Source organism: Sorangium sp. So ce296, assembly GCF_051529605.1.
GTDB classification, from domain to species: Bacteria; Myxococcota_A; Polyangia; order Polyangiales; family Polyangiaceae; genus Sorangium; species Sorangium cellulosum_D.
Window position 1 is genome coordinate 5,152,290 of record NZ_CP150325.1, and the last position, 24,686, is coordinate 5,176,975.

General features: G+C 71.0%; 16 protein-coding genes. 3 read left to right on the forward strand and 13 right to left on the reverse strand.

The genetic code is table 11. The features are described 5' to 3' along the window. Positions 1-27 precede the first annotated feature (27 nt). The 3 genes from WME98_RS19175 to WME98_RS19185 form a co-directional block, all read right to left on the reverse strand. Positions 28-555, reverse strand: coding sequence for a hypothetical protein (locus WME98_RS19175; RefSeq protein WP_437952576.1), 528 nt, complete (start codon positions 553-555; stop codon positions 28-30). A 126-nt stretch (positions 556-681) separates the two neighbouring features. Then, positions 682-1,839 (reverse strand): glutamate 5-kinase, encoded by a 1,158-nt coding sequence (gene proB, locus WME98_RS19180; protein WP_437334528.1) that lies wholly within the window; start codon positions 1,837-1,839, stop codon positions 682-684. Further along, entirely contained in the window at positions 1,832-2,485 is a 654-nt protein-coding gene (locus WME98_RS19185; protein ID WP_437316408.1) for a hypothetical protein, read from the reverse strand. Before WME98_RS19185 ends, proB begins: the two co-directional genes overlap by 8 nt. Before the next feature lie 521 nt (positions 2,486-3,006). On the opposite strand from WME98_RS19185, the gene WME98_RS19190 reads away from it, so the two are divergent. Continuing rightward, positions 3,007-5,013, forward strand: a complete 2,007-nt coding sequence (locus tag WME98_RS19190; protein WP_437952577.1) for an NACHT domain-containing protein — start codon at positions 3,007-3,009, stop codon at positions 5,011-5,013. Positions 5,014-5,520: 507 nt separating this feature from the next. On the opposite strand, the gene WME98_RS19195 is transcribed toward WME98_RS19190, so the two are convergent. From WME98_RS19195 to WME98_RS19235, 9 genes are all read right to left on the reverse strand, one after another. Next, positions 5,521-7,800 carry an RHS repeat-associated core domain-containing protein gene (locus WME98_RS19195; RefSeq protein WP_437952578.1) on the reverse strand — a complete coding sequence of 760 codons (2,280 nt, stop codon included), beginning with the start codon at positions 7,798-7,800 and terminating at the stop codon, positions 5,521-5,523. Then, the gene (locus WME98_RS19200) at positions 7,797-8,237 is read right to left on the reverse strand and encodes a DUF4265 domain-containing protein (RefSeq protein ID WP_437952579.1); all 441 of its coding nucleotides are present in this window, start codon (positions 8,235-8,237) and stop codon (positions 7,797-7,799) included. The genes WME98_RS19195 and WME98_RS19200 overlap by 4 nt, the downstream gene beginning before the upstream one ends. Beyond that, entirely contained in the window at positions 8,237-14,920 is a 6,684-nt protein-coding gene (locus WME98_RS19205) for an RHS repeat-associated core domain-containing protein (protein ID WP_437952580.1), read from the reverse strand. The genes WME98_RS19200 and WME98_RS19205 overlap by 1 nt, the downstream gene beginning before the upstream one ends. Positions 14,921-15,231: 311 nt before the next feature. Beyond that, the gene (locus WME98_RS19210; protein WP_437952581.1) at positions 15,232-16,263 is read right to left on the reverse strand and encodes a hypothetical protein; all 1,032 of its coding nucleotides are present in this window, start codon (positions 16,261-16,263) and stop codon (positions 15,232-15,234) included. Position 16,264: 1 nt separating this feature from the next. After that, positions 16,265-17,479 (reverse strand): hypothetical protein, encoded by a 1,215-nt coding sequence (locus tag WME98_RS19215; RefSeq protein ID WP_437952582.1) that lies wholly within the window; start codon positions 17,477-17,479, stop codon positions 16,265-16,267. Continuing rightward, positions 17,473-18,390, reverse strand: coding sequence for a hypothetical protein (locus tag WME98_RS19220; RefSeq protein ID WP_437952583.1), 918 nt, complete (start codon positions 18,388-18,390; stop codon positions 17,473-17,475). Before WME98_RS19220 ends, WME98_RS19215 begins: the two co-directional genes overlap by 7 nt. Before the next feature lie 265 nt (positions 18,391-18,655). Beyond that, a complete protein-coding gene (locus WME98_RS19225; RefSeq protein ID WP_437952584.1) occupies positions 18,656-19,384 on the reverse strand; it encodes a Crp/Fnr family transcriptional regulator in 729 nt (242 codons plus the stop codon). A 98-nt stretch (positions 19,385-19,482) separates the two neighbouring features. After that, entirely contained in the window at positions 19,483-20,292 is an 810-nt protein-coding gene (locus WME98_RS19230; protein ID WP_437952585.1) for a Crp/Fnr family transcriptional regulator, read from the reverse strand. Then, entirely contained in the window at positions 20,276-21,298 is a 1,023-nt protein-coding gene (locus tag WME98_RS19235; protein ID WP_437952586.1) for a hypothetical protein, read from the reverse strand. The genes WME98_RS19230 and WME98_RS19235 overlap by 17 nt, the downstream gene beginning before the upstream one ends. A 411-nt stretch (positions 21,299-21,709) precedes the next feature. On the opposite strand from WME98_RS19235, the gene WME98_RS19240 reads away from it, so the two are divergent. Then, positions 21,710-22,303 (forward strand): RNA polymerase sigma factor, encoded by a 594-nt coding sequence (locus WME98_RS19240; protein ID WP_437954007.1) that lies wholly within the window; start codon positions 21,710-21,712, stop codon positions 22,301-22,303. A 251-nt stretch (positions 22,304-22,554) separates the two neighbouring features. After that, entirely contained in the window at positions 22,555-23,349 is a 795-nt protein-coding gene (locus WME98_RS19245) for a hypothetical protein (RefSeq protein ID WP_437952587.1), read from the forward strand. A gap of 388 nt (positions 23,350-23,737) precedes the next feature. Here the strand turns inward: WME98_RS19245 and WME98_RS19250 are convergent, their stop codons facing one another. Continuing rightward, entirely contained in the window at positions 23,738-24,682 is a 945-nt protein-coding gene (locus WME98_RS19250) for an ABC transporter ATP-binding protein (protein ID WP_437952588.1), read from the reverse strand. Positions 24,683-24,686 lie beyond the last annotated feature (4 nt).

A 24,686-nucleotide genomic window follows, 5' to 3' on the forward strand; every position in this document is an offset into this window, starting at 1 on the left:
CCCTGACGCGCGCTGGGCGCGCTGCGTTCAGCGCATCGCAACGAGGCGCACCTCGCTCGCGCTGCGCTCGTAGGCGGCGCGCGCGGCGGTCGCGTCGAGCTGCGGATCGTCGACGCCCGCGGCGACGAGCTGCTCGAGGAAGGCGCGCTGCCGCTCGGACTTCGCCGCGAGCCACGCGGGACAGACGCCCGCCGCGCAGGCGGCCGAGGCCTGCTCGGCCGCGGCGAGCGCGTCGCGGACGCGACCGCGGCGGAGCAGCGCGCGCGCCGAGAGGTGCGCCGCCTCGGGGAGCTCGCGCACCTCGCGGGGCGCGGCCTCGAGCGCGGAGGAGGCGAGGCCCGGCTGATCGCGATCGAGGTAAGCCGCGGCGAGCGCGGTGACGCTCTCCCGCGTCCGGCCCTCGGCGTAGCGCGCCTCGAGCTCGGCGAGCTCACCGAGCCCCGCCGTGGCGCGCGCCGGCAGCAGCTGCGACGCCTGGACGCTCGGCCCGAGCCCGACCGTCCAGGCGACCCCCGCGAGAACCAAGCCGTTGGCGACGAACAACCCGAAGCGCATCACCCGACCTCCAGGAGCTGATGGAGCGGAGTGACAGCCGGGCGGCGCGGAGGTTCCCGCGAGCCTCGAAGAACGCGCGATCGGGTGGCCGTCGCGCCTACAGGGTGCGCCCGGGCGGCGGCGGGGTCACTCGCTCGGGAGCACCACGAGGTCGTCGCGGTGGACGACGACGTCCTCGCCGGCGTCGTCGCGCTTCTTCCGCGCGATGCGCGCGGCGTCGCCGGCGGACATCCGCGCGAGCCCGCGCGCGATCTCGGTGCCCTCCGGGTCGAAGACGGCCACGGCGTCGCCCGGGAGGAAGGTGCCGCGCACGCCGAGGACGCCGACCGCGAGGATGCTCCGGTTCTTCGAGGCGATCGCCTCGGCGGCGCCCCGGTCGACGAGGATCGCGCCGCGCGGGCGCAGCGTGTACGCGATCCAGTGCTTGCGCGCGCTGAGCCGCTGCGGGACGGCGGCGAAGAGGGTGCCGACGTCCTCGCCCGAGAGGATGCTCGTGATGATGCCCGGCTCGCGCGCGGCGGCGATGACCACGTGCGAGCCCGCGAGCGTGGCGCGCCGCGCGGCCTCCACCTTGCTGGCCATGCCGCCGGTGCCGACACCGGAGGTCGAGCCGCCGGCGAGGTGCCGCGCCTCGCGGGCGACGCTGCGCACGAACGGCACGCGGCGCCCGTCGCCGTCGAGCAGGCCCTCGACGTCCGAGAGGAGGATCAGGAGATCGGCCTCGCAGAGCGGCGTGACCATCGCCGCGAGCTGGTCGTTGTCGCCGAACTTGATCTCCTCGACCGCGACGGCGTCGTTCTCGTTGATGATCGGGATGGCGCCCGCCTCGAGCAGCGCGGCGAGGGCGTTCCTCGCGTTGTTGGTGCGGGTGCGGTCGGCGAGGTCGGCGTGCGTGAGGAGCACCTGCGCGACGCGCAGGCCGACCTTGCCGAAGGCCTCCTCGTAGCGCTGCATCAGCACGCTCTGGCCGGCCGCGGCCGCGGCCTGGAGCCAGGCCATGTCCTTCGGCCGCGCCTTGAGGCCGAGCTTCGTCACCCCGAGGGCGATGGCGCCGCTCGACACGATGACGAGGTTCCGGCCGGAGCGGGCGCGGAGCGCGGCCACCTCGACGGCGAGCCGGTCCCATGCGTCGCCGGAGAGGCTCTTCGAGCCGATCTTGACGATGATGCGGCGGCAGCGCTTGAGCGCGGCGCGCGCGCCGTCGGCGTCGATCTCGGGCGCGGGGCCCTCCGCGTGGCGGCCCGCGGCGCCCTTCGTGGCGGTGCGTTCCTCGTGGTCAGTCATGGGGCAGGCCGGCCGCGGCGATCTCGTCGAAGGCCGCGTCGAGGCGGCGCTCGATGTACTCGGGGACGGCGGCGCCGGCGAGCAGGAACGCATCGATCCAGCGCGTGAACTCGTCGCGCAGGTCCTCCGCGCCGCTCGGCAGGATGGTGACGCTCGCGTGGAGCGAGGGGGAGAGCGAGCGCCGCACGGCGCGATCGACCGCGTCGCGGATCCAGCGCGCCTCGTCGGCGTGGATGCGGACGGCGCTGCTCCGTCGGAAGCGCGTGATGTAGCGGTTCAGCAGGTGGCCGAGGGCGTAGACCTCGAGGCCGCGCGCGGCCGCCGCGAGCGCGAGGGCCGGGTTGAGCCGCCGGAGGACCTCCTTCGTGACGAGCTGCGCGGCCTTGCGGAGCGGGGTCTGCTCCGCGCCGGGCTGGGCGAGCAGGGCGCGCGCGTCGGTGGTGAGGCTGAGGCCGTGGCGGGCCACCGTGTCCTGGGCGATCGCCCCGCGGATGCGCAGGAGCATCCGATCGGGGAGGACCGGGACCGGGAGCCACGAGGCGCCCACCGCGAACGCGGTGAGCACGGCGAGTCGACCTCCGGGAGGCGGGCCGCCCGGGGTGACCTGAGCGGCGGACGGCTTGTTCGCGGCGGCTTCGGATGACATCGGGCGCACGGTACTACGGCGCCCGCCGGGTGGCGAACAGTGGCGACGGCGGCGCGGGGCGGAGAGAGCGGAGGCGAGGGCGGCTGACACCGCGGGGAGGGGAGGCGGCGAGAGGGCGAGGGCGAGCCCGAAGGCTCCCCTCGGCGCTCCCGCAAATCGCGCTGCCACGGCCGGGAAACGCGATGGTCCCGCGGCGAGCCGCGTTCCGAGCCGTTCCCCTCGGCCATCGCCGCGGGCGCAGCCGTTTCGAAGCGCTCGGCGGCGCCGGCGCCGCCGGATCCTCGCCTTTCTGACGGCTCCAGCGCCGCCTCGCCGCGGGATCGTCGCGCGCGGAGCGGCTCCAGCGCCGCCTCGCCCCTGGGTCGTCGCGCGCGGAGCGGCTGCTGCGTCCATCGAGCGCCCCTTGCACCGCGCTCGAGCGGCGGAGCAACATCACGCCCGGGCCGCCGCCCACGGTTGAGACTGCGAAACGTCGACGCGACCGCATGGTGCCCGCGCCCGCACCCATGCATGGTCATGCCATGGATGGCGACGACCTGCGCAGATGGTTGTGGACCGACGCGACCGCGGGCGCGCCGAACGATCCGACCGGGGTCCTCTCGTCCGTGGAGCGGGATCACGTGGACTCGGTCTGGAGGGAGCACGGCCAGATCGATGTTCGCGTCCTGATCCGGAACGAGCAGCGTCCGATGGACATGGAGGTCTTGCCGCGCCGGGTCGATGCGCCGTCGCGGTGCACCGTGCCCGAGCTCCTCGCCCGCCACGAGCGCGTGCTCGTCGTCGGCGGGCGAGGCTCCGGGAAGACGGCGCTCATCGCGCGGCTCGCCGCGCGGGCCGCGGCGGACCACCGTCAGGGCACGCGGACGCTCGTGCCGTTCGTCGTCCTCGTGTCGCTCCTCGACGACCCTCGCTTGGACGAACGCGCCATCGCGAAGCTCTCGCCGATCGGCGGGGTCGTGCTCCTTCGCCGTGCGCTCGAGGAGCGCCGCGCGCTCGTGCTCGTCGACGGGCTCGACGAGGCGGGATCCGGCGCGAGGCGGCTCTCCGAGTCGGTCGAGGCGTTCGCCGCGGCCCATCCGGGCAATCCGATGGTGGTCACGACGCGCCCGCGTCGCGCGGGGATCCCGGGCTATGCTCGCGTGGAGCTGCGCGGATTCGTGACCGCGACCCTCTTGCCGCAGCCCGGCACCCGCGTGGTCGCGGCGCATCAGTTCTTGGCGCGACGGGATCCGGGGCGCCGTACGTCCTTGATCGCCTCCGCCGTCGACGTGCTGCTCGAGCGCTACGCCGCCGAAGAGCTCAGGCCCGACGCGATCCTGAAGTCGCTCGATCTGCGCGACCGGCGGCTCCTCTTCAGCTCGATCGCCTGGCTGATGCACTCCGACCGGCTCGTCGAGCTCCCCGTGGAGCCGCTGGCCGAGCTCCTGCGATGGCGGCTGGACGGCGCCCGCTGGGTCGAGGGGCCGCGCCTCGTCCTCTGCAGGGCGGACGAGGAAGTCGACCTCTGCAGGGCAGACGAAGAAGACGACGAAGAAGACATGGATGAGGATGAAGATGAAGACGGCGATCCCCAGGGCGGCCCGCTCGAGCGCGGCGCGGCCGGCGACGCCCGTGAGCTCGGAGAGCTCGCGCAGGACATCGACGGGATGGTCGAGCGCGTCATCGAAGAGATCCGCGGGCAGCAGGGGTTGCTGATCGAGCGACGCCCCGGGGCCTTCTCGTTCGCGGACCTCTCCTACCAGGCGTACCTGAACGCGGTCGATCACGTCAGGATCGGCGCGCTCGACGCCCTCATCGAAGCGCGAAGCGACCCGTGGTCCCATGAGACCATCGTTCACGCGGCGGGCATACCGGAGGTAAACGCGGCCGCGTTCATCCGGGCGCTCCTCGAAGCGGATCGGGGTGAGGCGCCGGTCGCCACGCTGCTCGCCAGCCGATGCGCCGAGGTCGCCGGCGGGCGCCTCCCGCCCCAGCTCCGACGCACGATCGCGCGGCGGCTCTCCGCTGTGGTGCCGCCGCGCAGTTCGTTCGACGTCGCGTATCTCATCGACGACGTGGGCGAGATCGCGGGTCCAGCGCTGATCCAGGCGCTCGGCTCCGCCAGTCCGAGCGAGCGGGCCTACACGGCGATAGCGCTCGGAGGCCTGCGCCATCGGCCCGCCTACGGCGTGCTGGTGCGGATGGCCGCCGACGATTCCCCTGTGAACGAGCCGATCGTGTGCTGGCTCTGGGACGAGGAGCAGCTCGTGAAGGATCAGGTCATCGGCTGCTTCGCGCTCCTCGCGCTCTTCGACGTCGCGCTCGCCGTGCCGTCTGCGAGCACGCTCTTCCTGCAGGCCGTCGAGCGCGCTCCGCGCGGCGCGCTCGACGGCGTCTACACGCTCATCGATGACCAGCATGAGGAGAGGATCGGGAGGGCCTCCGAGGACGGGCCGATTCGCGATGTGGAGGCCGTCGATGTGCTCCTCGCAAAGATGCGCAAGGTGCTCGACCGCACGGGCGGGCCGTCGGCGTGGAAGTTTCCGTAGCCGCGCTGCGAGGAAGGCGTCGCGATCGCGATCTCCGCATGCCCATGGCAGACCGGAGATGAGGCTCCGGTCCGCCGACCTCCCACCCACGATCTGCCCGATGGCCAGCCCCATCCTGGCTTCCGGCGTCCCTTGGGCGAGCACGCCCGCGGCGTCCAGCAACCCATTGCCCCGCACCGGCGAAAGATTGACCAACTTGCATGCCGCGCAACACCGCTTGGCTCGGGTCTCTCTATTGAGGCTCTCGAGTCCATTCTCCTCCCACTTTGCTGCGAAAGGCTACCCATCCGAGGGGCAGGTCAGCCACCTCCGTTACGCTCGGATCCATAGCGACGATCTCTTCCAGATGGACGATCCGACCATCGCCCGGGTCGCTGGTTGTTCCACATAAAAATTGCCATCCGCCGTCGTCCGCGTCATGGGAGATCATCAGGATTGGGGCCCCCGTGAGGACTGGCGCCGTTGTGATAACGCCGAGGCACGGATCCTCTTCGAAACCTAGGTGGCTCACTTGGGTCCCTTCTCCAGGTTGCAGTTGCGACATAGAAGTTGCCCGTTCTCAACCGTGCCGGAACCTCCCTTTAGCCGGGAAGTCACGTGATCGACATGTCCTTCATGATTAGGTGGAGTTACGGATTTCGTGTGCTTCTGAGGCTTGACAACGTTGGCGCCACAGTTGTCGCACTTGTTAACCCCCCCATGCACAGCCGCGTTCTGTTTCCATATCTCGTCCTTCCCGGCCTTCGTAAATGGCTGTGCAGGTCGGCTTCCTGGCGCGCCGCCCCGCGCGGCAGGTGCGGCGACCTGCGGGCCTCTGCTGCCCGATCCTTGCGACATCAGCGCCTGCGACAGGCCCTGGATCCCCGCCGCGATGTTGCCGACGCCGCCGACGACGAGCCCGGTCGACACGACGATCGCAGGCACACCGATCGCGGCGCCGACGCCGGTGGCGCTCGTGATGCCCCCGAAGGCCTCCCCCGTCAAGCCCCCGATCGTGAGGGCGAGCCCTCCCACGATCTGCCCGATGGCCAGGCCCATCCGGGCTTCCGGCGTCCCATGGGCCAGCACGCCCGCGGTGTCCAGCAGCCCATGCCCGACGCCGGCGAAAGGGACCGCCCCGAGCGACAGCCCGGCGACGAAACCGCCCTCGAGCTGCACATAGGGGTTCTGCGACCAGTCGATCGGCGCCGTGGTCACCGGCTGGGGCACATGCCCGGTCGTGCTGACGTCGATCGGCGGCATGGCGCCGCCCGTCTCGGCAGCCACGGTGTTGGTATCGGTGTCGGGGCGCGCCTCGTGCTTCGGGGACGGGACGACGCGCAGATCGAGTCCGAGCGGCGCCAGGTCGTGTACTTCCAACCCGAGCTCCGCGCCAGGCGGCGGCGGTGGGCGAGCCCCGTCTTCCGGGGGCGCTTGCTGAAAGCCGCCCGGGTCGACGTAGGCGAGCGGGTTGTTCAGCACGTAGCTGTACGGGTTCCAGCTCTGCCCGAAGGACGGGATCGACACGATCGGGTCCGTCGTCAAGAACCGCCCGATCCTGGGATCGTAGATCCTGCCCTTCATGTTCACGAGCCCGAGCTCGTCGTCGCTCTCGTGCCCGGTGAACCCCTGCGTCGTCTCGCTCGGGAACGACGCCGGCGGGCGCTCTCCCCATACGGGGTTCCTGCGCTGCCCGAACGGGTCGTAGCTCCGCCGCTCGATCACGTCGCCGTCCTCATCGGTGAGCGCATCGATCGAGCCGAGGTGATCGACGTGCACGTAACGGGTGCCGCCGTCCGAGCCTCCCCGGGTCACGATCGCCACCACGCGCTCCGGCGAGTGGACGTGGTACCGATGCTTCACGGTGCCCGACGCCCGATCGGTGACCCGCTCGACCAGGTCGCCGAAGTAGAGCGTCTCCTTCTCCGGGGTGGTCTTGCGGATCCGCCGCTGGTCGCCGTCGTACCCGAACGTGATGGTGGTCGCGCCCTGCGTGATGCGCTCCGGCAGATCGAACGGCGTATAGCGCACCGTCGTGCCACCTGGCCGCGCCGTCTGATTACCGACAGCGTCATGCGCGAAGCTGCCCGTGCCCGCGCCGGTGACCGCGTGCGGGTGCAGCGGGTCATCGTAGGAGAGCGTTCCGACGTCCGACTTGAAGGTGAGATTGCCGTTCGGGTGATAGTCGTAGCGGAGCGCGCAGGGCGCCGAGGCGCGCTCGACGTCGCCGAAGTACGCGCAGGTCAGCCGCTGGAGCGGATCGTAGCGAAAGCGCTCCGTCGTGTTCTCGGGCTGGAGGGCGTCGGTGCGGCGCGTGAGATTGAGGAGATCGTCATAGCCGTAGTCCAGGTCTTGCACCTCGCCCGCGGCGCTCTGCGTCGCCATGTGCCTCAGGCGCTGCTTGTCGGCGAAGTAGCTCCGCTCCGTGACGGCGCCGTTGCCGAAGACCTCCTCCCGGAAGCGCCCCGCGTCGTCCACGTCCGAAAGGCGCCAGTAGGCGAGCTTCGTTCCGCTGTCGCGCACGGCGAGCACATGGCCGTGCGCGTCGCGATCGTGGACCACGATGAACGGCGCCGCGCCGGCCGGCGCCGGATACGTGACCGTCTCGGTGCGACCGAATTCGTCGTAGCGCAGCCTGGCCTCCAGGGGAGAGCGCTCGCCGTCGATGCGGAGCGAGATCCTGTCGAGCTGGCCGCGGTCGGTGTACCCGAATGTCTTCTCCCCGTCGCGGCTCGCGAGCGCGTGGAGCTTGCCGATCCCATGCGCCGCGGTGTCCCAGGTCCACGTGGTCGTGTTCGAGAACATCACTGTCGCAGGATGGGCTCTTCGTAATCAATGGCTCCCTCGCTCGCTTCAGCTTGGAGATAGTCCTGAACGTCTCGCAGATTGACGTTCTCTGGGATGCTCGCCGCCAGCAGATTGTGGGCCTTGATGTACTCGGTTGAGCACCCCAAAGCGACGAGCTGGTTGTTGACCCGCTCTACGCAAGCGCGATCGAAGAATACGACCCTTACTAGCGAGTTCCGCGATCGATGCACAACTTGCTCGAACCAAAGATGGCCGTCTTCTTCACGCACCAGCACAGTATCGCCGAGCGTGGCCTCCCGAGCGAAGAAGGGGAGGTTGTCGAGGACAAACTCGCTTGCTCTTGTAGTCGGCTGTGCCCAAACGGATTCCACGGCGACGGGCGGATAGCCGTCCTCGTCCTGAACCAATCGAAAATACACCTTCACTGTCTGGCCCATCAGTCGGAACCCTTTCGGAGGTTGCAGTCACGACAGAGCACTTGACCGTTGTCGGGGGAGCCGTTTCCGCCCTTGGACTTGGGGATTATGTGATCGACATGTGTTTCATTGGTCGGCGGCGTGACACCCTTGCGGCTCTGCTGCGCCGGAATCGTCGGCCGACCACAGCCCATGCAGGTCGTTTGTCCGCCATGGGCCGCGGCGTTTTCTTCCTTGACTTCGGCCTTGCCGGCCCGTGTGAATGCCTTGCCAGCGCGCTCGCCGCCGGGCGCGCTCCCTGCGGCAGGTGCGGCGACCTGCGGGCCTCTGCTGCCCGATCCTTGCGACATCAGCGCCTGCGACAGGCCCTGGATCCCCGCCGCGATGTTGCCGACCCCACCGACGACGAGCCCGGTCGACACGACGATCGCAGGCACACCGACCGCCGCGCCGACGCCGGTGGCGCTCGTGATGCCCCCGAAGACCTCCCCCGTCAAGCCCCCGATCGTGAGGGCCAGCCCTCCCACGATCTGCCCGATGGCCAGCCCCATCCTGGCTTCCGGCGTCCCATGGGCCAGCACGCCCGCGGCGTCCAGCAGCCCATGCCCGACGCCGGCGAAAGGGACCGCCCCGAGCGACAGCCCGGCGACGAAACCGCCCTCGAGCTGTACATAGGGGTTCTGCGACCAGTCGATCGGCGCCGTGGTCACCGGCTGGGGCACATGCCCGGACGCGCTGCCGGTCGTGCTGACGTCGATCGGCGGCATGGCGCCGCCCGTCTCGGCAGCCACGGTGTTGGTATCGGTGTCGGGGCGCGCCTCGTGCTTCGGGGACGGGACGACGCGCAGATCGAGTCCGATCGGCGCCAGGTCGTGTACTTCCAACCTGAGCTCCGCGCCGGGCGGCGGCGGTGAGCGAGCCCCGTCTTCCGGGGGCGCTTGCTGAAAGCCGCCCGGGTCGACGTAGGCGAGCGGGTTGTTCAGCACGTAGCTGTACGGGTTCCAGCTCTGCCCGAAGAACGGGAGGGAGATGATCGGGTCCGTGGTCAAGAACCGCCCGATCCTTGGATCGTAGATCCTGCCCTTCATGTTCACGAGGCCGAGCTCATCGTCGCTCTCGTGCCCGGTGAACCCCTGCGTCGTCTCGCTCGGGAACGACGCCGGTGGACGCTCTCCCCAGACGGGGTTCCTGCGCTGCCCGAACGGGTCGTAGCTCCGCCGCTCGATCACGTCGCCGTCCTCGTCGGTGAGCGCATCGATCGAGCCGAGGTGATCGACATGCACGTAACGGGTGCCGTCGTCCGAGCCTCCCCGGGTCACGATCGCCACGACCCGCTCCGGCGAGTGGACGTGGTACCGATGCTCCACGGTGCCCGACGCCCGATCGGTGACCCGCTCGACCAGGTGGCCGAAGTAGAGCGTCTCCTTCTCCGGGGTGGTCTTGCGGATCCGCCGCTGGTCGCCGTCGTACCCGAAGGTGATGGTGGCCGCGCCCTGCGTGATGCGCTCCGGCAGATCGAACGGCGTATAGCGCACCGTCGTGCCACCTGGCCGCGCGATCTGATTACCGACAGCGTCATGCGCGAAGCTGTCTGTACCCGCGCCGGTGACCGCGTGCGGGTGCAGCGGGTCATCGTACGAGAGCGTTCCGACGTCCGACTTGAAGGTGAGATTGCCGTTCGGGTGATAGTCGTACCGGAGCGCGCAGGGCGCCGACGCGCGCTCGACGTCGCCGAAGTACGCGCAGGTCAGCCGCTGGAGCGGGTCGTACCGGAAGCGCTCCGTCGTGTTCTCGGGCTGGAGGGCGTCGGTGCGGCGCGTGAGATTGAGGAGATCGTCATAGCCGTAGTCCAGGTCTTGCACCTCGCCCGCGGCGCTCTGCGTCGCCATGTGCCTCAGGCGCTGTTTGTCGGCGAAGTAGCTCCGCTCCGTGACGGCGCCGTTGCCGAACACCTCCTCCCGGAAGCGCCCCGCGTCGTCCACGTCCGAAAGGCGCCAGTAGGCGAGCTTCGTTCCGCTGTCGCGCACGGCGAGCACATGGCCGTGCGCGTCGCGATCGTGGGCCACGACGAACGGTGCCGCGCCGGCCGGCGCAGGATACGTGACCGTCTCGACGCGACCGAGCTCGTCGTAGCCCAGCCTGGCCTCCAGGGGAGAGCGCTCGCCGTCGATGCGGAGCGAGATCGTGTCGAGCTGGCCGCGGTCGGTGTACCCGTATGTCTTCTCTCCGTCGCGGCTCGCGAGCGCGTGGAGCTTTCCGATGCCGTGCGCCGCGGTGTCCCAGGTCCACGAGGTCGTCAGGCTCTCCGCGCCGTCCTGGTCCACGCGCGAGCGGGGTCGACCGAGCGCGTCGTACGTCCACGTGACCTTTCGGTCGAGCGCATCGGTCGAGGAGATCAGCTCGCCAAAGCCGTCATGGATCGAGACCGTCGTGCCCCGATCGGGGTCGTCGAGCTGCCGGACACGGCCGAACGCGTCGCGCCTCGTGCGCGTCACCGCACCGCCTGGATCGGTGACCGTGTGGAGCATGCCGAACGGGCCGTAACTGTAGCGAGTGATCCCGTCGGCCGCGTCGGTGATGGTCTTGATGCGCCCCAGCGGGTCCTGCTCGGTCACCGTCACGTGATCGAGCGGGTCGGTGACGCGCACGAGCAGGCCATCGTACGCCGTCGTCGTGACCGCGTTCCACGGCGTCGTATGCCGCACCTCGCGGCCCACGGCGTCGTGCTCGTAGCGCTCGTACAGCCGCTCACGCTCGGGGGTATCTTCGCGGACCGGCACCGAGCGCCGCGCGATGCGCTCGCCCAGCGCGTCATACCCGATCTCTTGCAGGATGCGCTTCGCCTTGCTCGAGCCCTGCGCAGCCTCCGGGTCGGGCCCGTACCACCACCACCGGATCGGGCGGCCAAGGCTGTCGAATTCGACCGTGTCGTCGGCGCCGCCGGCCGTTGTGCTCCGCTCCATCACGCGCCAGGCGTCCTGGTTCGGCCCACCGTCCTTGGTGCGCGAGAGCGCCACCGTCGTCGTCGTGCCGTCCGGACGCTTCACGACGCCGAGGCGGCCGAAGCCGTCGCACAGCCACGCCGTGACGCGCTGATTCGGGTCGACCCGCTCGAGAAGCACGCCGAGCGCGCCGTCGAACTCCACGAGCGTGGTGTGCCCGGCCGCGTTCACGTACTTCTCGGGGAAGAGGCCCTCTTCGTCGAAGCCCGTGCTGGATGTGCGCTTGTGCCCGAAGGCGTCCTCCGCCGTGACGTTGGTGATGTTCCCGAAGTCGTCGCGCGCATAGGTGAGCTTCAGCTTCGTGTCCCGCAGGCCGTCGTCGCTCTCCGTGGACTCGGTCTCCACCTCGCCGTAGATCGTGGTCGTTCGCGTGAGGCTCCGGCACTGCGACATCCCCGCCGCCGCGCTGCACTCCTCCTGCGTTTCGAGCTGGCCGAGGACCCAGCGCTCGGTGTCGTTCGTGAACGTCCGCGTGACCTTGAGCGTCAGGTCGACGCCATCGGTCGAGACCTCCTCGGCGCGCACGTTGCCGAACGGGTCGAAGTCCGTCACCTTCAACACCGAATCGTGCAGCAGCGTCGCGCCGTCGCCGCCGCCGCGCTCGATCTCCCGCACGTACGCCTCGATGGACGGCGCCGCGCCGCCCAGGGGCGGATAGACCCCTTGCGTTCGCCTCACCCGGCGCTCGGTGGGCAGCGTGAAGTACGTCGCGCCGTCGTTCGTCGATACGAGCGTCCGCGTCACGTCGACGAACGAGAGCTCGATCTGCTCCGGCCTGGGCTGGCTCGCCAGCCCAGGAGCCCCGCGCAACGTCCGCTGGACGCTCCCGGCGAAGGGAAAGACCTGGAGCTCGTCGTCGAAGGTGACGTGGTCGTAGACGTCGATCGCCACGGCGCCCGTATCCAGGTCGGAGACGATCCGCTCCCCGAACCCGAGAAATCCGCGGCCCAGCCGGTGGTAGCGCCCGTCGCGGTAGCCGACCTCGAAGCGCCGCGGTCGATCCGCGCCGTTGTTGAGCGCATACGCGCTGACCACCCGGCGAGGGCCCACGACGCAGCGCCGCGGGTAGCCGCAGTCGTCCGCCGCGCCGGAACGCGCGAGGTAGAGCGGGCTCTCCCGCGCCGGATCCCCCGCTCCGTCGCCCGTCGCCACCGACGCGTCGGTCAGATGCCCGTACGAGATGCTCACGTTGGGCACGAAGCCCGGCTCGGTCGGGTCGTGCGCGTTCATCCCGTCCGAGACCGCGACCAGCAGATCCTGGTCGGCCGAGAGGTTCCGGAAGACGTTGAACACGCCGCCGAGCGACAGGATCACGTCCTGCGCCCCATCCCCGTCGACGTCGCCGATGCGCGGCCCGCGCGTATCGGCGAGGGTGACCGCGTCGCCAAGGCTGGCCTCGAACGGGACCCCTGCATCGACGAGCCTGAACGGCGGCCCCACGCGATCGCCGGTCGCCAGCAGGACGGCCCATGACGGGAGCGCGTCGGAGCCGCCCAGCAGCATGCCTGGAGGAACCGGCATGAGCAGATCCTGCCGCCCGTCGCCGTTGACGTCGAGCGGTACGGCGAACCGGAAGAACGCGTCCTGATCGGGAAGACCGAACAGATCCCCGAAGCTGAACGCGTCCACGGTCCGGAACGGCGAGGCCACGAAGGTCGGCCCCGTGTTGAAGTAAGTATAGAGCTGGTGGTCACCCGGGCCGGATTCGACGGCATCGGGCAGGCCGTCTCCGTTCACGTCGAGAAAGACGACGCGGCCTCCGCCCCACACGACGGGTAGCTCGGTGTCGATCACCTCCCAGCGCCCCTCGCCCCGGCGCATGATCGCGTCGTAGCTCGATCCGAGGACGACCGTCCCGTCACCGAACCGCCGCATCGACGGCACGATGAGATCAATCTTGCTGTCGGCGTCGAGATCGAGCGTGTGGAGCTCCGTATCGCAGGGATAGCCGGTGAGCAGCTCGATCGATTCGCCCATTGGGGCGAATCCCGCGGGCGCCCCGCCGCGTGCGGGCCGCCAGAGATGGACGGCCCACACGGCTGCGAGCGGGAGCGGCGCCTGTCCCTCGCGGGCGTGGTCCTCGCACTGGATCAGATCCGGCACGCCATCGCCGTCCAGATCAGCCAGGTGCATCGAAGCGCCGGGGCTGCTCAGGCTCGGCGGCGCGGGCGTGACCCCGAGCGGGAAGGGCCGGCGGATGCCCGTGTCATGGAGCGCGAAGGTCCAGTCCGGCCGGGACAGGAGCACATGCCACGTCGTCTTGGCATCGTAGACGTCGTGGAGCAGCACGTCCGCCCGCCCATCGTCGTCGTAGTCCAGGACCGTCCCGAGCTCGGGCTGAAGAAGGGCCGGATCGGAGGGCCCCACCGGATCGGCGACCGTGGGCCACTCTTCGAGGAAGGCGAGCTCCGCCGGTGCGAGAAAGGACGGCGAGGCGCGCGGCCCGACGTTTCGCGCCACCCGCCACGCGGTGATCGGGTTCATCGGCGTGCTGAGCCCCGCGACCATGTCCGGAATCACGAGGTCGTCGCGCCCGTCGGCGTCGATGTCGAACACCATCGGGCTCGCCCTCTCGGAGACCGGCTTGTCGATGTCCGTCGTCACCCGCTCGAATCCGGGCGTGGCGCGGTTGTAGCGAAACCGCGTGGCGGGCTTGCAAACCCCGTCGCTCGCGCACTCCTCGACCTGCGTCAGGAGCGTGCGGCGCGTCGCCGGGCCGAGCTCGTAGCCGAACCCGTAGCGCCGGACCAGAGTATCGCCCGGGCCGAGCATCTGAATCTCGTCCAGGCGAAGCGCGCGCTGGAGCGCCATGCCGCCCGAATAGTCGGTGCGAATCGCAGCCGGATCCTTCGTCCCATACACGAAGCGCACCGCCCGCGAAGGCTCGAGCGACGGCGATCCCTCAAAAGCCGTGTAGCGGATCTCGTCGACGGCGTACTCGGCGGCATGGCCATCCTCCGCCTCAGCGAGGCAATACGCGTACGTCATGGCGTTGCCGCGGCCGTCGCGGGCCTTGTTCGCGAGCCACGCGCGCGGGACGCCTCCCCGGGCGAGCGGCTTGCTGCCCTCGGTGCGCCCGTACTCGACGACGCGGCCGGTGGGCAGATGGGCCTCGAAGAAGAGCGCCTCGGCGGGCGCACCGCCTTCCGGACCGTAGTGCCCGACCACCTTGACGAAGGTGTCCGGGAACATCCGGTATTCGATGGTTCCCGGCCGCTCTCGCACAGGCACGAGGCGCTGGCCGTCGAGGCAGAGCGCGTCGTCGCCGTCGTACCGCACGCCGCGGATCTCGCCGTCCTGCGCGAGGCTCTTCGGACATCGCGTGATCGCGGACAGCCCGGCGATCGAGAAGCCGGCGCCGAGCACGCCGGCGCCGCCATCGCTGCGATAGACGAGCTGGAGCCGAGGTCCCATGCCCGCGCGGGAGGGCACGGTGGTCAAGTCCATCGTGTACACGGCCTCCCCGGTGCTCGAGATGGAGAACGTCCCCGGAATCGTGCCGGCCGCGACGGTCTCGACCTCCGGCGCGGAGCGGGGCGTGGCAGGGCGGTGCGCGCGCTCGGTCCGGCAGGCGATGAAGCCATGCGGCTCCGGGATCGGGTCGCCGAAGCTGCACTGACACCCGCCCTGCGCGACCACGCAAGCGAGAAACATCAAGAGCGGGATCAGCGCCCGGGGCACACATCGAGGAACGATCGCCATCGCAGCCTCCCTCGCGCCGAGGAGGCCATGACACGGCGGCCCGAGTCAACCGCTGTTCTGGAGTCGATACCGCCTGCCTATGCCGAGTTCGAGCCATTCGTCGGGACATCTGTGCCCGGCCGACATGCACGCACAGCAGGAACGTCTTGTGTCGATAATGCATTCCGCCGTCTGCGCTGGAGCGCAGTGAGCCGAGCTCGATCGGACGGTGCATCGACATCATCGCCCGCCCATCGCCCTGGGGGTGGCCCTGGTTAGAGTCAGCCCGCCGGGGTCGGCACGCCGCTTACAACGACCCAATCGACGCTGGACTACTCGCACGCCACGGGGCACGCGCCGCCGCAGTCGATGCCGGTCTCTTGGCCGTTCTGCGTGCCGTCCGTGCACGTCGGCGCGCGGCAGACGTTGCCGATGCACACGCCGCTCGTGCAGTCCCGCTGATACGCGCACCGCTCACCGCCGGAGCACGCGGGCGCGTCACGGCCGCCGCAATCAACGTCCGTCTCGCTGCCGTTCGCCCGCCCGTCGCTGGCGGTGGGGGCGGCGCAGCGCTCGGACTTGCAGGCGCCAGAGGAGCAATCCGCATCGACCTGGCACCTCTGACCATCGGCGCACGGCACGCAGGGGCCGCCGCAATCGGTGTCCGTTTCGCCGTCACCAGGACGGTTGTCGACGCAGTGACCAGGCACGCAGGCGTTTTGATCGCACACTTCACTGTCGGAGCAGTCGGCCTGTCCGATGCACTCCACGCACTTCCCACGCGCGCAGTAGCCGTCGCGACATCGCGTCCCATCGGGGTGCGCCGTGTGGGTCGGTCCGGTCTCGTCGCACTGGTCAACCGTGCAATCGTTCCCATCATCGTGCATATCGGTGAAGTCGATGACATGCTCGAGGACGCCATTGCCGTCGCACCTCCGCCGCGTGCAGTCCCCCACCTTCTGGCTTTCCGTCGTCCCGGCCTGGAAGGTGTGCCCGCACCGCCCGGCTGCGCACGAGCTGACGTTCGGGCACGTGGTCGGCACGGGGGGGCAATCCGAGGGCAAACGGCAGTCGAAGTCCGCGCCCTCGCAGCCCCTGGTGCCCTCGGCACATTCCCAGCAAGGACGGCACACGAGCTTGCAATCCGGATCGTCGGCCCGCCTGAAGTCGCAGCAGATCGCGTAAGTCGGGTCCTGGCATTTGCAGACGTCCTCGACGCAGACCGTGCCTGGGACGTTCTGAGCTCCAGTGTGACAATCCTGGCTCACGTCACAATTGAGATAGACGTAGGGAGAATCGCACGCCAACGGGATCGTGAACCACATCGCCGTCACGACGGCGGACGCGAACATGCGGAATGACATATCACCTCCTAGCTGGACGGCGCATCGTGCACGAATACCATCCTTCGGACTCGCAGAGCTCCTCCGTCGGCGTGCGCGTCGTTCGCCGGGGGGCCGGCGCGCGGGACGAGGCCGGGCGCGTCGGCGCGACGGCGGACGCCGGCTCCGCTGGCGCGGGCGGCTCCGCTGGCGCGAGCGGCTCCGCTGGCGCGGGCGACGCCGTGGCGGACGGCGGCGGTGCAGAGGCCGGCGCAGGTACCTGCACCACGATGGGCGGCGGGCGGAGCAGCACGGCCAGGCTCGCAGCGGTCCCGAGCGCCAGCGCTGCGAGGCCGAGCGCCACGACGGCCACGGGGCCCGTCACACGGGGGGGCGGCGCGGGGAGCTCGGGGACCGACGGCGCCGGGGGCGCGGCCCCGCGCCGCACGGCTCGTATTTCTATCGACGCCGGGACCGTCGCCCGGCTCGACGGGCTTCGGGGCGTCTTCGGCCCGTCGTCCCTCTCGACGGGGGCCGTATCGCGATCGGCTGGCACGACGAGCTGGGCCGCGAGCACCTCTGTCGATGCGTCTCGCAGACGATCGAAGAGCTCGAGCATGTCGGTGTAACGCTCCTCGTGGTGCTCCGCCGTTCCCCTCGTGATGAGCTCGGCGAGCGGCGCAGGGAGGACGGCGCCCGCCGGCAGGCGCTCACGCACGATCCGATCAAGGATCGCCGCCAGGCTGTAGACATCGGCCTGCGGGCCGGTCGGATAGCCGCGCCTCAGCACTTCGGGCGCTTGGGGCCGATGCGCCTCGCAGAGCTCGACCCGGAACAGCGCCAGGAATCCAAGCCGCGCGATGCGCACTTCACCCCGCGCGTCGAGGCTCAGAGACTCGAGCGTCAGGTCCCCATGACACACGCCCATCTCGTGAGCGGCTGACAGCGCCCCCGCAGCGTTCAGGGCGTGACGAAGCATCTCTGCGATCCCCTGCCATCCACCCGGCAGGCAAACAGGCGTCCCTGCTGGCTCGGTGACGACGTACGGGCGGCCCTCTTCCGTCATCCCCCCATCGACGATGGCCGGCGACCACGGGAGCTTTACGCGCCGCAGGCGCTCCAGGCGCTCTGAAAAACCTGCGTCACCTCGGGGCGCCGCGTAGATGCACCACGGCTCGCCCTCCTTGGTGCATCGCCACCCCTGGAGCGGCGGAGGCGCGTCGATCCGATCGCCGATCTCGTAGCCCTGAATCACCATCGGCGTGCCACTGCCACGGATGCGCCGTCCGGCTGCAGGTACCAGTAGACGCCCGTGCCGGCGCCCAGCAGTGCGGCTCCGATGAACGCGCCGATCGCGACCGTGCGAAGCGTGAAATGCTCCTCCGCGAGCGCGGTCACCTCGTCACAACCGGGCCGCGGCGCGGCGCATCCATTCATCGGGCTGATCTGGTTCGCGCGCCGGACCGCGGTGACGCGCCGGTCCTCCGCGATCGCGAGCGCGGTCCCGCCGACCACGGCGGCCGTGGCGGCGCCAGCGAGGCCGACGTACATCGGCCACGTCGGGCCCGGCGCGGGCGGCGGAGAGGGCCGGCGCGCGGGGCGGGCGGGCCGCTCCGGCGGGAGCTCGGGCCGCTCCGGCGGGAGCTCGGGCCGCTCCGGGGGGAGCTCGAGCGTCACCTGCCGGCGCTCGCCCGCAGGCACCAGCGCGGGAGCAGACGCGCGCCGCCCTGCGCGCTCGATCTCCACGAGATGATCGCCGGCTCGCACCCACGTCTCGCGGGCCCCGGGCTCGAGCTCCCGCCCGTCCACCCGCACGGTCACGTCGGGGTCTGCACGGACGATCAGGCGCCCGAGCCGCGCCTCGACCCGCGCGAGCTCGATCCTGTGCGCCTCGTTGGCGTCCAGGCGCACGCAGATCGCCAGGTACTCCCGGGCCGTGACGAGCTCGCCCATGCGGCTCGATAGCTGTCCAATGTTACAGGCGGCCTCCGGCGCCTGCGCGGCCTCCCACAGCGCCCGCCAGAGCTCGCGAGCGTCGGCCAAGCGTCGCTCCGCGACAGCTCGGTTGGCCGCCTGGATCGTCTGCTCGCGCATGTCGCGGCGCGGCGGCTCGGCGCGGGCGACCGCCGACGCGAGGAGGACAGCCAGACACACACCGAGGAGACGCATGTTGGCGAGGCTACCGCAAGAAAACGTAAAAAACTACGGGGCCATTGGGAGTGCTCATCCCCCTGTGGCTTTGCCGGCCGTGCCCGAACCTTCATTCGTACTTCGCGGCCCAGTCGGTCGATTTTGAGGAAATTTGGCCGCGCCAACCGTAAGGGTGACACGGACTGCAAAGAAGGCGGCGTGGCGCTGGTCCTACGGGAGAGCCATCCTTCATCCACTCCCTACGATCCGACCAGGCGCCCACGTGGAACGAATGGTTCCGGCGCTACCTGCTCGACGGCGGCCCCTCGTCGCCGGCGATGCGCGCGAGGACATCCGGGAAGAGGTGCAGGCCGCCGCCGCTCACTCGCTCGATCGCGCGGAGCGCCTCGAGCTTGTCGAGGTCCCGCTGGACCGTCTGCCGGACGACGCCGAGGTACGCGGCGATCTGAGAGGCGGTCGGCTTTTCGTCGAGGGAGATGTGGTTTGCGCCGGCCCGCTTGGCGCCGAACCGGCGAGCGTGGTTGAGCAAGAATGCGGCGAGCCGTACGTGCGTCGTCGCCCCGAGCGAGCCGAGCCGTAGCTGGGTCTCGACCACGCGCCGGTACTGCTCGTTTCCCCACGCGAAGTTGAGCTCGGCATCCGTGGCGAGGGCGGCGCGCAGGGCACGAGCCGGCAGCTCCACGAACATGACCGGGCCGAGCGGGGTCGCCGTCGTACGGTACCTGACCTCGTAGACGGCTTCATCGCCGATGATCTCGCCGGGGCGGTACCACCCGACTGGCACCGTGTGCTCGGCGATCGTGGCGTCGAGCCGGACGGCGCCGCGGACGAGGAGCAGCGCGTGCGCCGCGGGGCTCCCCTCGGTATAGATCGGGTCGGGCCCCTCGGCCTGCGCGGTGCTGCTGGAGCTCGCGATCTGGATCAGCGTGTCGGGGCTCGCACGCTTGAGGACCAGCGAGCGCGCGAGCAACTCGACTCGCTCATGCAGGGTAACGTCGGGGAGCGGAGGCACGCGCGTATCCTAGACGAGCGCGACCGGTGCGCGGAAGGCCCGACCTCGACCTTCGCTAGTACCTCGAATCGCCACCGGGAGCGAGTCTACGCCTCGATTCACCTGCTCGAGGGCGGGCCTTCCTGGTCGGCGATGCGCTCGAGCACCGCGGGATGGATGTACAAGCCGCCGCTCACGCGCAGGATTCCGCCGAGCTCCTCCAGCTTGTCATAGTCCTTCTGCACCGTTTGCCTCACGACGCCGAGATACGCGGCGATCTGCGAGGCGGTCGGCCGATCCACCAGCAAGAGCTTGTTCGTTTCGAGCTCCTTGCTGCCGAACCGGCGCGCGTAATCCAGCAGGAAGCCCGCGAGGCGAATATGCGTTTTCGCGGCGAGCGCGCCCAGCCGTAGTTGCGTCTCAACCAAGCGCTCATGCTCCAGGTGCCCCCACGCGATCGCGAGCGCGGCATCGGACGCGAGCGCCGCGCGCAGGGCGCCGGCCGGTAGCTGGACGATCGACGTCGGGCTGAGCGGGATCGCCGTCGCGCGGTACGTGGGCTCATACGCGGCTTCCTCTCCGATGAGCTCCCCGCCGCGGTACCACCCGGTCGGCACGGTGCGCCCGCGGATGGTCGCATCGAGCCGAACGGCCCCGCGGACGAGCAGCAGCACGTGCAGCGCGGGGCTCCCCTCGGAGTAGAGCGGATCAGGCCCCTCGGCCTGCGCGATCGTGGCGGCGCCGGCGATCTGGGTCAACGTGTCGGGGCTCGCACGCCGGAGCACGGACGAGCGCGCCAGCAGCTCGACGCGGTGACGGAGGAGCTCGTCGGGCAGCGGGGGCACGGGCGCATGGTACGCGAGCGCGCCCCGTGCGCGGAAGAGCGGAGGCGCAGTGTCGCTTTTACGACACCTATGACAGGCCCACACCAGGCAGGGTGCGATCCGGCCGGAATTGCGAGGTGGGCTCCTCTTCCTCGCCGGGCTCGCTCAGCACGGGGAGCTCGGTCAGCGCGGCGGCGCGCGCGGCGACCCGGCGATCATCGGCCGGCCTCCACTGCCTGCTTCGCTCGCACGCGGGCGGGGCTGGATGATCGAGGGGTGCAGCGACCACCTGCGTCTCGGGAGCAGGGGCGGGACGACGCAACGGGCGCTGGCTCGGGCTCGGCCCCGGGACGTGAACGTATCGGCCCGGCGGCGGTCCCTTCGGCTGTGGCGGCGGCGCCGGGACCGTGGGCGGCGGCGGAGGCGGCTCGCCCGGGGGCACCGTCGGCACGGGGGGCGGCACCAAGGGCTCGACCGGGGCGGGCGCCTTTGGCTCGGCGCTGTCGGCGGGAGCGGGGGCGCCGGGGAGCTCGGCCAGCTCGGCGAAGGCGGCACGACGACGCGAGATCGCAGCCGCGAGGGCGTCGCGCGTGCGAACCATGGTCGTCTCCGAGAGCAAGCGATAGGCGGCATGGATGCGGGAGAGCATGAGCCACGCGTTGACAGAGACCCCCGTAAAGTCCGCGAGGTGCCGCGCCATCCTTTCGTTGATGGCGCGACGCCCGCAGATGACGGTCGCGGCGGCACCGGGGGACAGGCCGGATGCATAGGCAAACCTGGTCTGCCAATCGTCGTCCCCGCGGCAGAGCAGCCTGAAGGCTTCCGCCGGAGACGGCACGGATCGACCGCGAAACTCGTCGATCTCGGCGATCATGGCGTCGGCGGTCGTCGCAAACAACCGAAGGAGGCGTTGCATCTCCTCCACGTCCCAATTTTGAATCGCCCCGACAGCTTCTTTCGCCGCGCGCTCTCGCTCGACTGCGGCATCCCGCTCGCCTCTGGCTCTGCCGAGCTTTCGGTTCGCGAGGGCGAGCTCACCGACGAGACCGGCGATGACGAGAACAGAGACAAGCAAACCGAGCGCGAGCACACCGACGTTGATGCGTAACACCTCATGTACCTGAGCCCATGTCATAGGCACCTCCGGACAAAGCGCGGCCCAGCCAGCCTTGAACGCGCCACGCGTCGGCGCCGTCCCCCGGGGGGATGGCCGAGGAAGTAGCCAGCGGGCTGGACCGCATCGGGGCATTGTGTCACATTTGCGACATCATGAGGAGCCCCAAACAGGAATTCGAGAGATGTTGCAAGGTCGGGTCCGCCTGCTCCCCGAGCTGCACCGCCAGCGCGGTGGTGGACGCGGCGACGCGCGGGGCCTGGGCGCGGCGGGGCTCGGGGTCGACTTTGGTGAACGCCTGGTCAGGGGTGGCCGGTCGGCGCTCTCGGCGTGCGCCGCGACGGCGCTCCTGCTCGGGGTGCTCTCATCGCCCTTTACATGGTGTCGCATTTATGACACTGTTTGAGCATGGCGAAGGGGGACAATCGCTATCCGGGGATCGACGTCCTTCTTTCTGATCGCGCCCGCGGGCGCCTGATTCGATGGCTTGTCCGCCTCGGTGTTCCGTCATCAGACGTGCACGACGTGGCGCAGGATGTCTTGGAGCAGATGCTCAGGACATGGGGAAAGTACGACGCCGATCGCTCGCCGGCCGATCGATGGCAGAACCGAATCGCGGTCTTCACGGCGTCCCACTATCACGAGAAGGCCCAGCGCCGCTCACGGGAACAGCCAGGCACCGAGCCAGATCCCGAGATACCCGACGAGGGCCCCACGGCCCTCGAGCTCGTCGAGGACGTGTCGCAACGCCAGCACGCGCGCGCCCTCATTCAGCAGATCCCCCCCGAGCTGCGCGACGTGCTCACGCGTTACCTGGCTGGGGTGCCGATGGACGAGATCGCAACGCAGCTCTCGCTCCCGGTCTCAACGGCGTACAAGCGCCTGACCCGCGCCTGCGAGGAGCTCGGGCGCCTCCGGCGGATGGCCGAGGCTGCAGCGAATCAAACGCTCATTCCCGAAGCCCCGGACCCTCGAGCGCGACGGATCCGGGATAAGGAGTGAATGCCGTTGGGTGGTCGAACGGGGCTGGAAACTGACACGTGCCGTATTGCAAGATCGCGGCCACGATCGCCGCGATGCGGTCGCGTGGCTGGGTGGCGCGCTGCCGGCCCGCGGCGAGAACGTGCCGGCATGTTGCGATGCGCTCGCACCTCGACGAGCCTGCCGGGCCATGTTGCGGCCGTTCCGGCCGCGTTTTCCGAGAAGGCCATGTTGCGGCCGTTCCGGCCGCGTTTTCCGAGAAGGAGGGGTGCATGGCGTCGAAATTGGTGACCGACAGGGACAAGTCCAGCCGCGCCGTGGCCGCGTCGGCCGAGACGCACGCGGACGAGATCGCGAAGGGGATCGCGGCAGAGCTCGCGCCCTGCCTGAGGTCCGGCGAGAAGATGCCCGACGTGGCGTTGCTCGTGCGCCTCGTCGCGCGCCGGGTCGCCGCGGACACGGCCGCGCTCGTGGCGGCCGACGACGCGCACGAGCGCGAGCTCTCCGACGATGCGGCGCCCCGCGACGCGCGCGACGAGGCCGCCGCCCGGTTGCGTTCGGTGCTCGTCGACGGGCGCGCCGCCGTCGACGCGGCGTTCGGGCCGGCGGGCCTGCGCAAGCTGCTGCTGGACGGGGCCGTTCCCGAGGACCCCTCCGTGCTCGCGACGACCGGCGAGCGGGTCGTGAGCGCCCTGCGGGACGCGGAGATCAAGCTCCCGAAGCCGAGGCGCGCGTCGATGAAGCTCGATCGCGCCGCGCTCGCCGACGAGATTGCGGCCGAGCTGCCGGCGCTGAAGAAGGCGCTCGCGAAGGTCGCGACCGAGGAGCGCGAGAAGGAGGCGACGCTGCGCGCGAAGCAGAGCGCCATGCGCAAGAGCGACAAGAGCTTCGGCCGGGGCGCCGCGCTGCTCGCGGCGAGCTTCACGTTCGCCGGCCTCGAGGATCTCGCCGCCAAGGTGCGCCCGTCCGGCCGCAGGCCCGGCCGGACCGCGGCCGAGGAGGACGACGCGCTGCCCCCCGAGGCGCCCGCCTCGCCCGAGCCTGCTCCTCCGCTCGAAGGCGGCTGACGCCGGCCGAGCCTGAAAGGGGCGCCCACGCCGCCCACATCGCGCTGGCACGGCGAAGTCGCGCTGGCACGGCCGGGAAACGCGATGGTCCCGCGGCGAGCCGCGTTCCGAGCCGTTCCCCTCGGCCATCGCCGCGAGCGCGGCCGTCCCGGAGCGCTCGGCGGCGCCGGCGCCGCCGGATCTCGCCTTTCTGACGGCTCCAGCGCCGTCTCGCCCCGGGACCGTCGCCCGCGGAGCGGCTGCTGCGCCGGCCCGCCCTGGGCTCGTCGCCCGCGGAGCGGCTGCTGGGCCGTCTCGCCCCGGGACCGTCGCCCGCGGAGCGGCTCCAGCGCCGAGCGCGACACCCGCTGCTCGCCCTGCGCTCCGGCGGACGCTCGACCCGGGACGCTCAGAAGAGGGGGGTGAGCTCGACGATCGCGGCGCGGCAGCGCGCGGCGGCCAGGACGACGTCGCGGGTGGTCGCGCCTTCGGGCAGCGCGGCCGAGAAGCGCGCCGGCCCTCCCCGCAGCGCGATGCCCCGGGCGGCGAGCTCCTCGCGGAGGAGCTCCGCGTTGCTGCGGACGGTGAGCGTGTAGAGGCGCCCGCCGGCGGCGACCTCCGCGAACGTGCCCGAGAAGGCGAGCTCGCCGCCGGCGAGCACGAGCACGTCGGTGGCGCCGCGGACCAGGACGCCCCGCGGGCCCTCGACGTCGAGGCGCGCCGCCGTGAGCAGCGCGCCGCGGCCCTCGGTGGCGCCCGCGAGCGCGGCGAGGACGAAGCCGGCCGCGCCGTCGTCGAGGCCGACGAGCGGATCCTCGGCGATCAGCACGGGCGGCGCCGTCGCGATCGCCTGGGCGAGGACGAGCGCGCGGCGCTCGGGCAGCGCGAGCGTCCGGAGCGCGCGCTTCTGGGCTGCCGCGAGGCCGACCCGGGCCAGGGCGGAGGGCACCAGCTCGGCGGCCGCGCGCGGCGAGGCCCCGTCGAGCCGCGCGCCCCAGGCGACGTAGGCGTCCACGGTCCACGCGAGCGGCAGCGGCGGATCGAGCGGCGCCGCCCCGCTCGCGGCCCGGTGCGCCGAGCGCGCGACGTCGCGGCCCGCGATCGCGAGCCGGCCGGCGACGACGCGCGCCTCGCCGGGCGCCGTGTCGAGCGCGTCGTCCGGCGACGCGAAGCGGACGGCCGACAGGGGGATGCCCGTGAGCGCCGCGAAGAGCGCGCCGGTGTCGCCGGCGCAGAGCACGCGGTCGCCGCGCGACGCCGCGGTGAGCGCGTCGATCGCGACCACATCGTCGACGGCGATGCGCGCGGCGCGGGCGTCGAAGAGCGGCGGGCCCGCGGCCTCGGCGTCCCCCATGGGC

Excerpts from the sequence above, each read along its gene's own strand:
- WME98_RS19175 (WP_437952576.1), bottom strand. The coding sequence starts at position 555 with ATGCGCTTCGGGTTGTTCGTCGCCAACGGCTTGGTTCTCGCGGGGGTC.
- WME98_RS19205 (WP_437952580.1), bottom strand. The coding sequence starts at position 14,920 with ATGGCGATCGTTCCTCGATGTGTGCCCCGGGCGCTGATCCCGCTCTTG.
- WME98_RS19190 (WP_437952577.1), top strand. The coding sequence starts at position 3,007 with ATGGATGGCGACGACCTGCGCAGATGGTTGTGGACCGACGCGACCGCG.
- WME98_RS19200 (WP_437952579.1), bottom strand. The coding sequence starts at position 8,237 with ATGGGCCAGACAGTGAAGGTGTATTTTCGATTGGTTCAGGACGAGGAC.
- WME98_RS19240 (WP_437954007.1), top strand. The coding sequence starts at position 21,710 with ATGGCGAAGGGGGACAATCGCTATCCGGGGATCGACGTCCTTCTTTCT.
- proB (WP_437334528.1), bottom strand. The coding sequence starts at position 1,839 with ATGACTGACCACGAGGAACGCACCGCCACGAAGGGCGCCGCGGGCCGC.
- WME98_RS19220 (WP_437952583.1), bottom strand. The coding sequence starts at position 18,390 with ATGCGTCTCCTCGGTGTGTGTCTGGCTGTCCTCCTCGCGTCGGCGGTC.
- WME98_RS19185 (WP_437316408.1), bottom strand. The coding sequence starts at position 2,485 with ATGTCATCCGAAGCCGCCGCGAACAAGCCGTCCGCCGCTCAGGTCACC.
- WME98_RS19250 (WP_437952588.1), bottom strand. The coding sequence starts at position 24,682 with ATGGGGGACGCCGAGGCCGCGGGCCCGCCGCTCTTCGACGCCCGCGCC.
- WME98_RS19245 (WP_437952587.1), top strand. The coding sequence starts at position 22,555 with ATGGCGTCGAAATTGGTGACCGACAGGGACAAGTCCAGCCGCGCCGTG.
- WME98_RS19215 (WP_437952582.1), bottom strand. The coding sequence starts at position 17,479 with ATGGTGATTCAGGGCTACGAGATCGGCGATCGGATCGACGCGCCTCCG.
- WME98_RS19210 (WP_437952581.1), bottom strand. The coding sequence starts at position 16,263 with ATGTCATTCCGCATGTTCGCGTCCGCCGTCGTGACGGCGATGTGGTTC.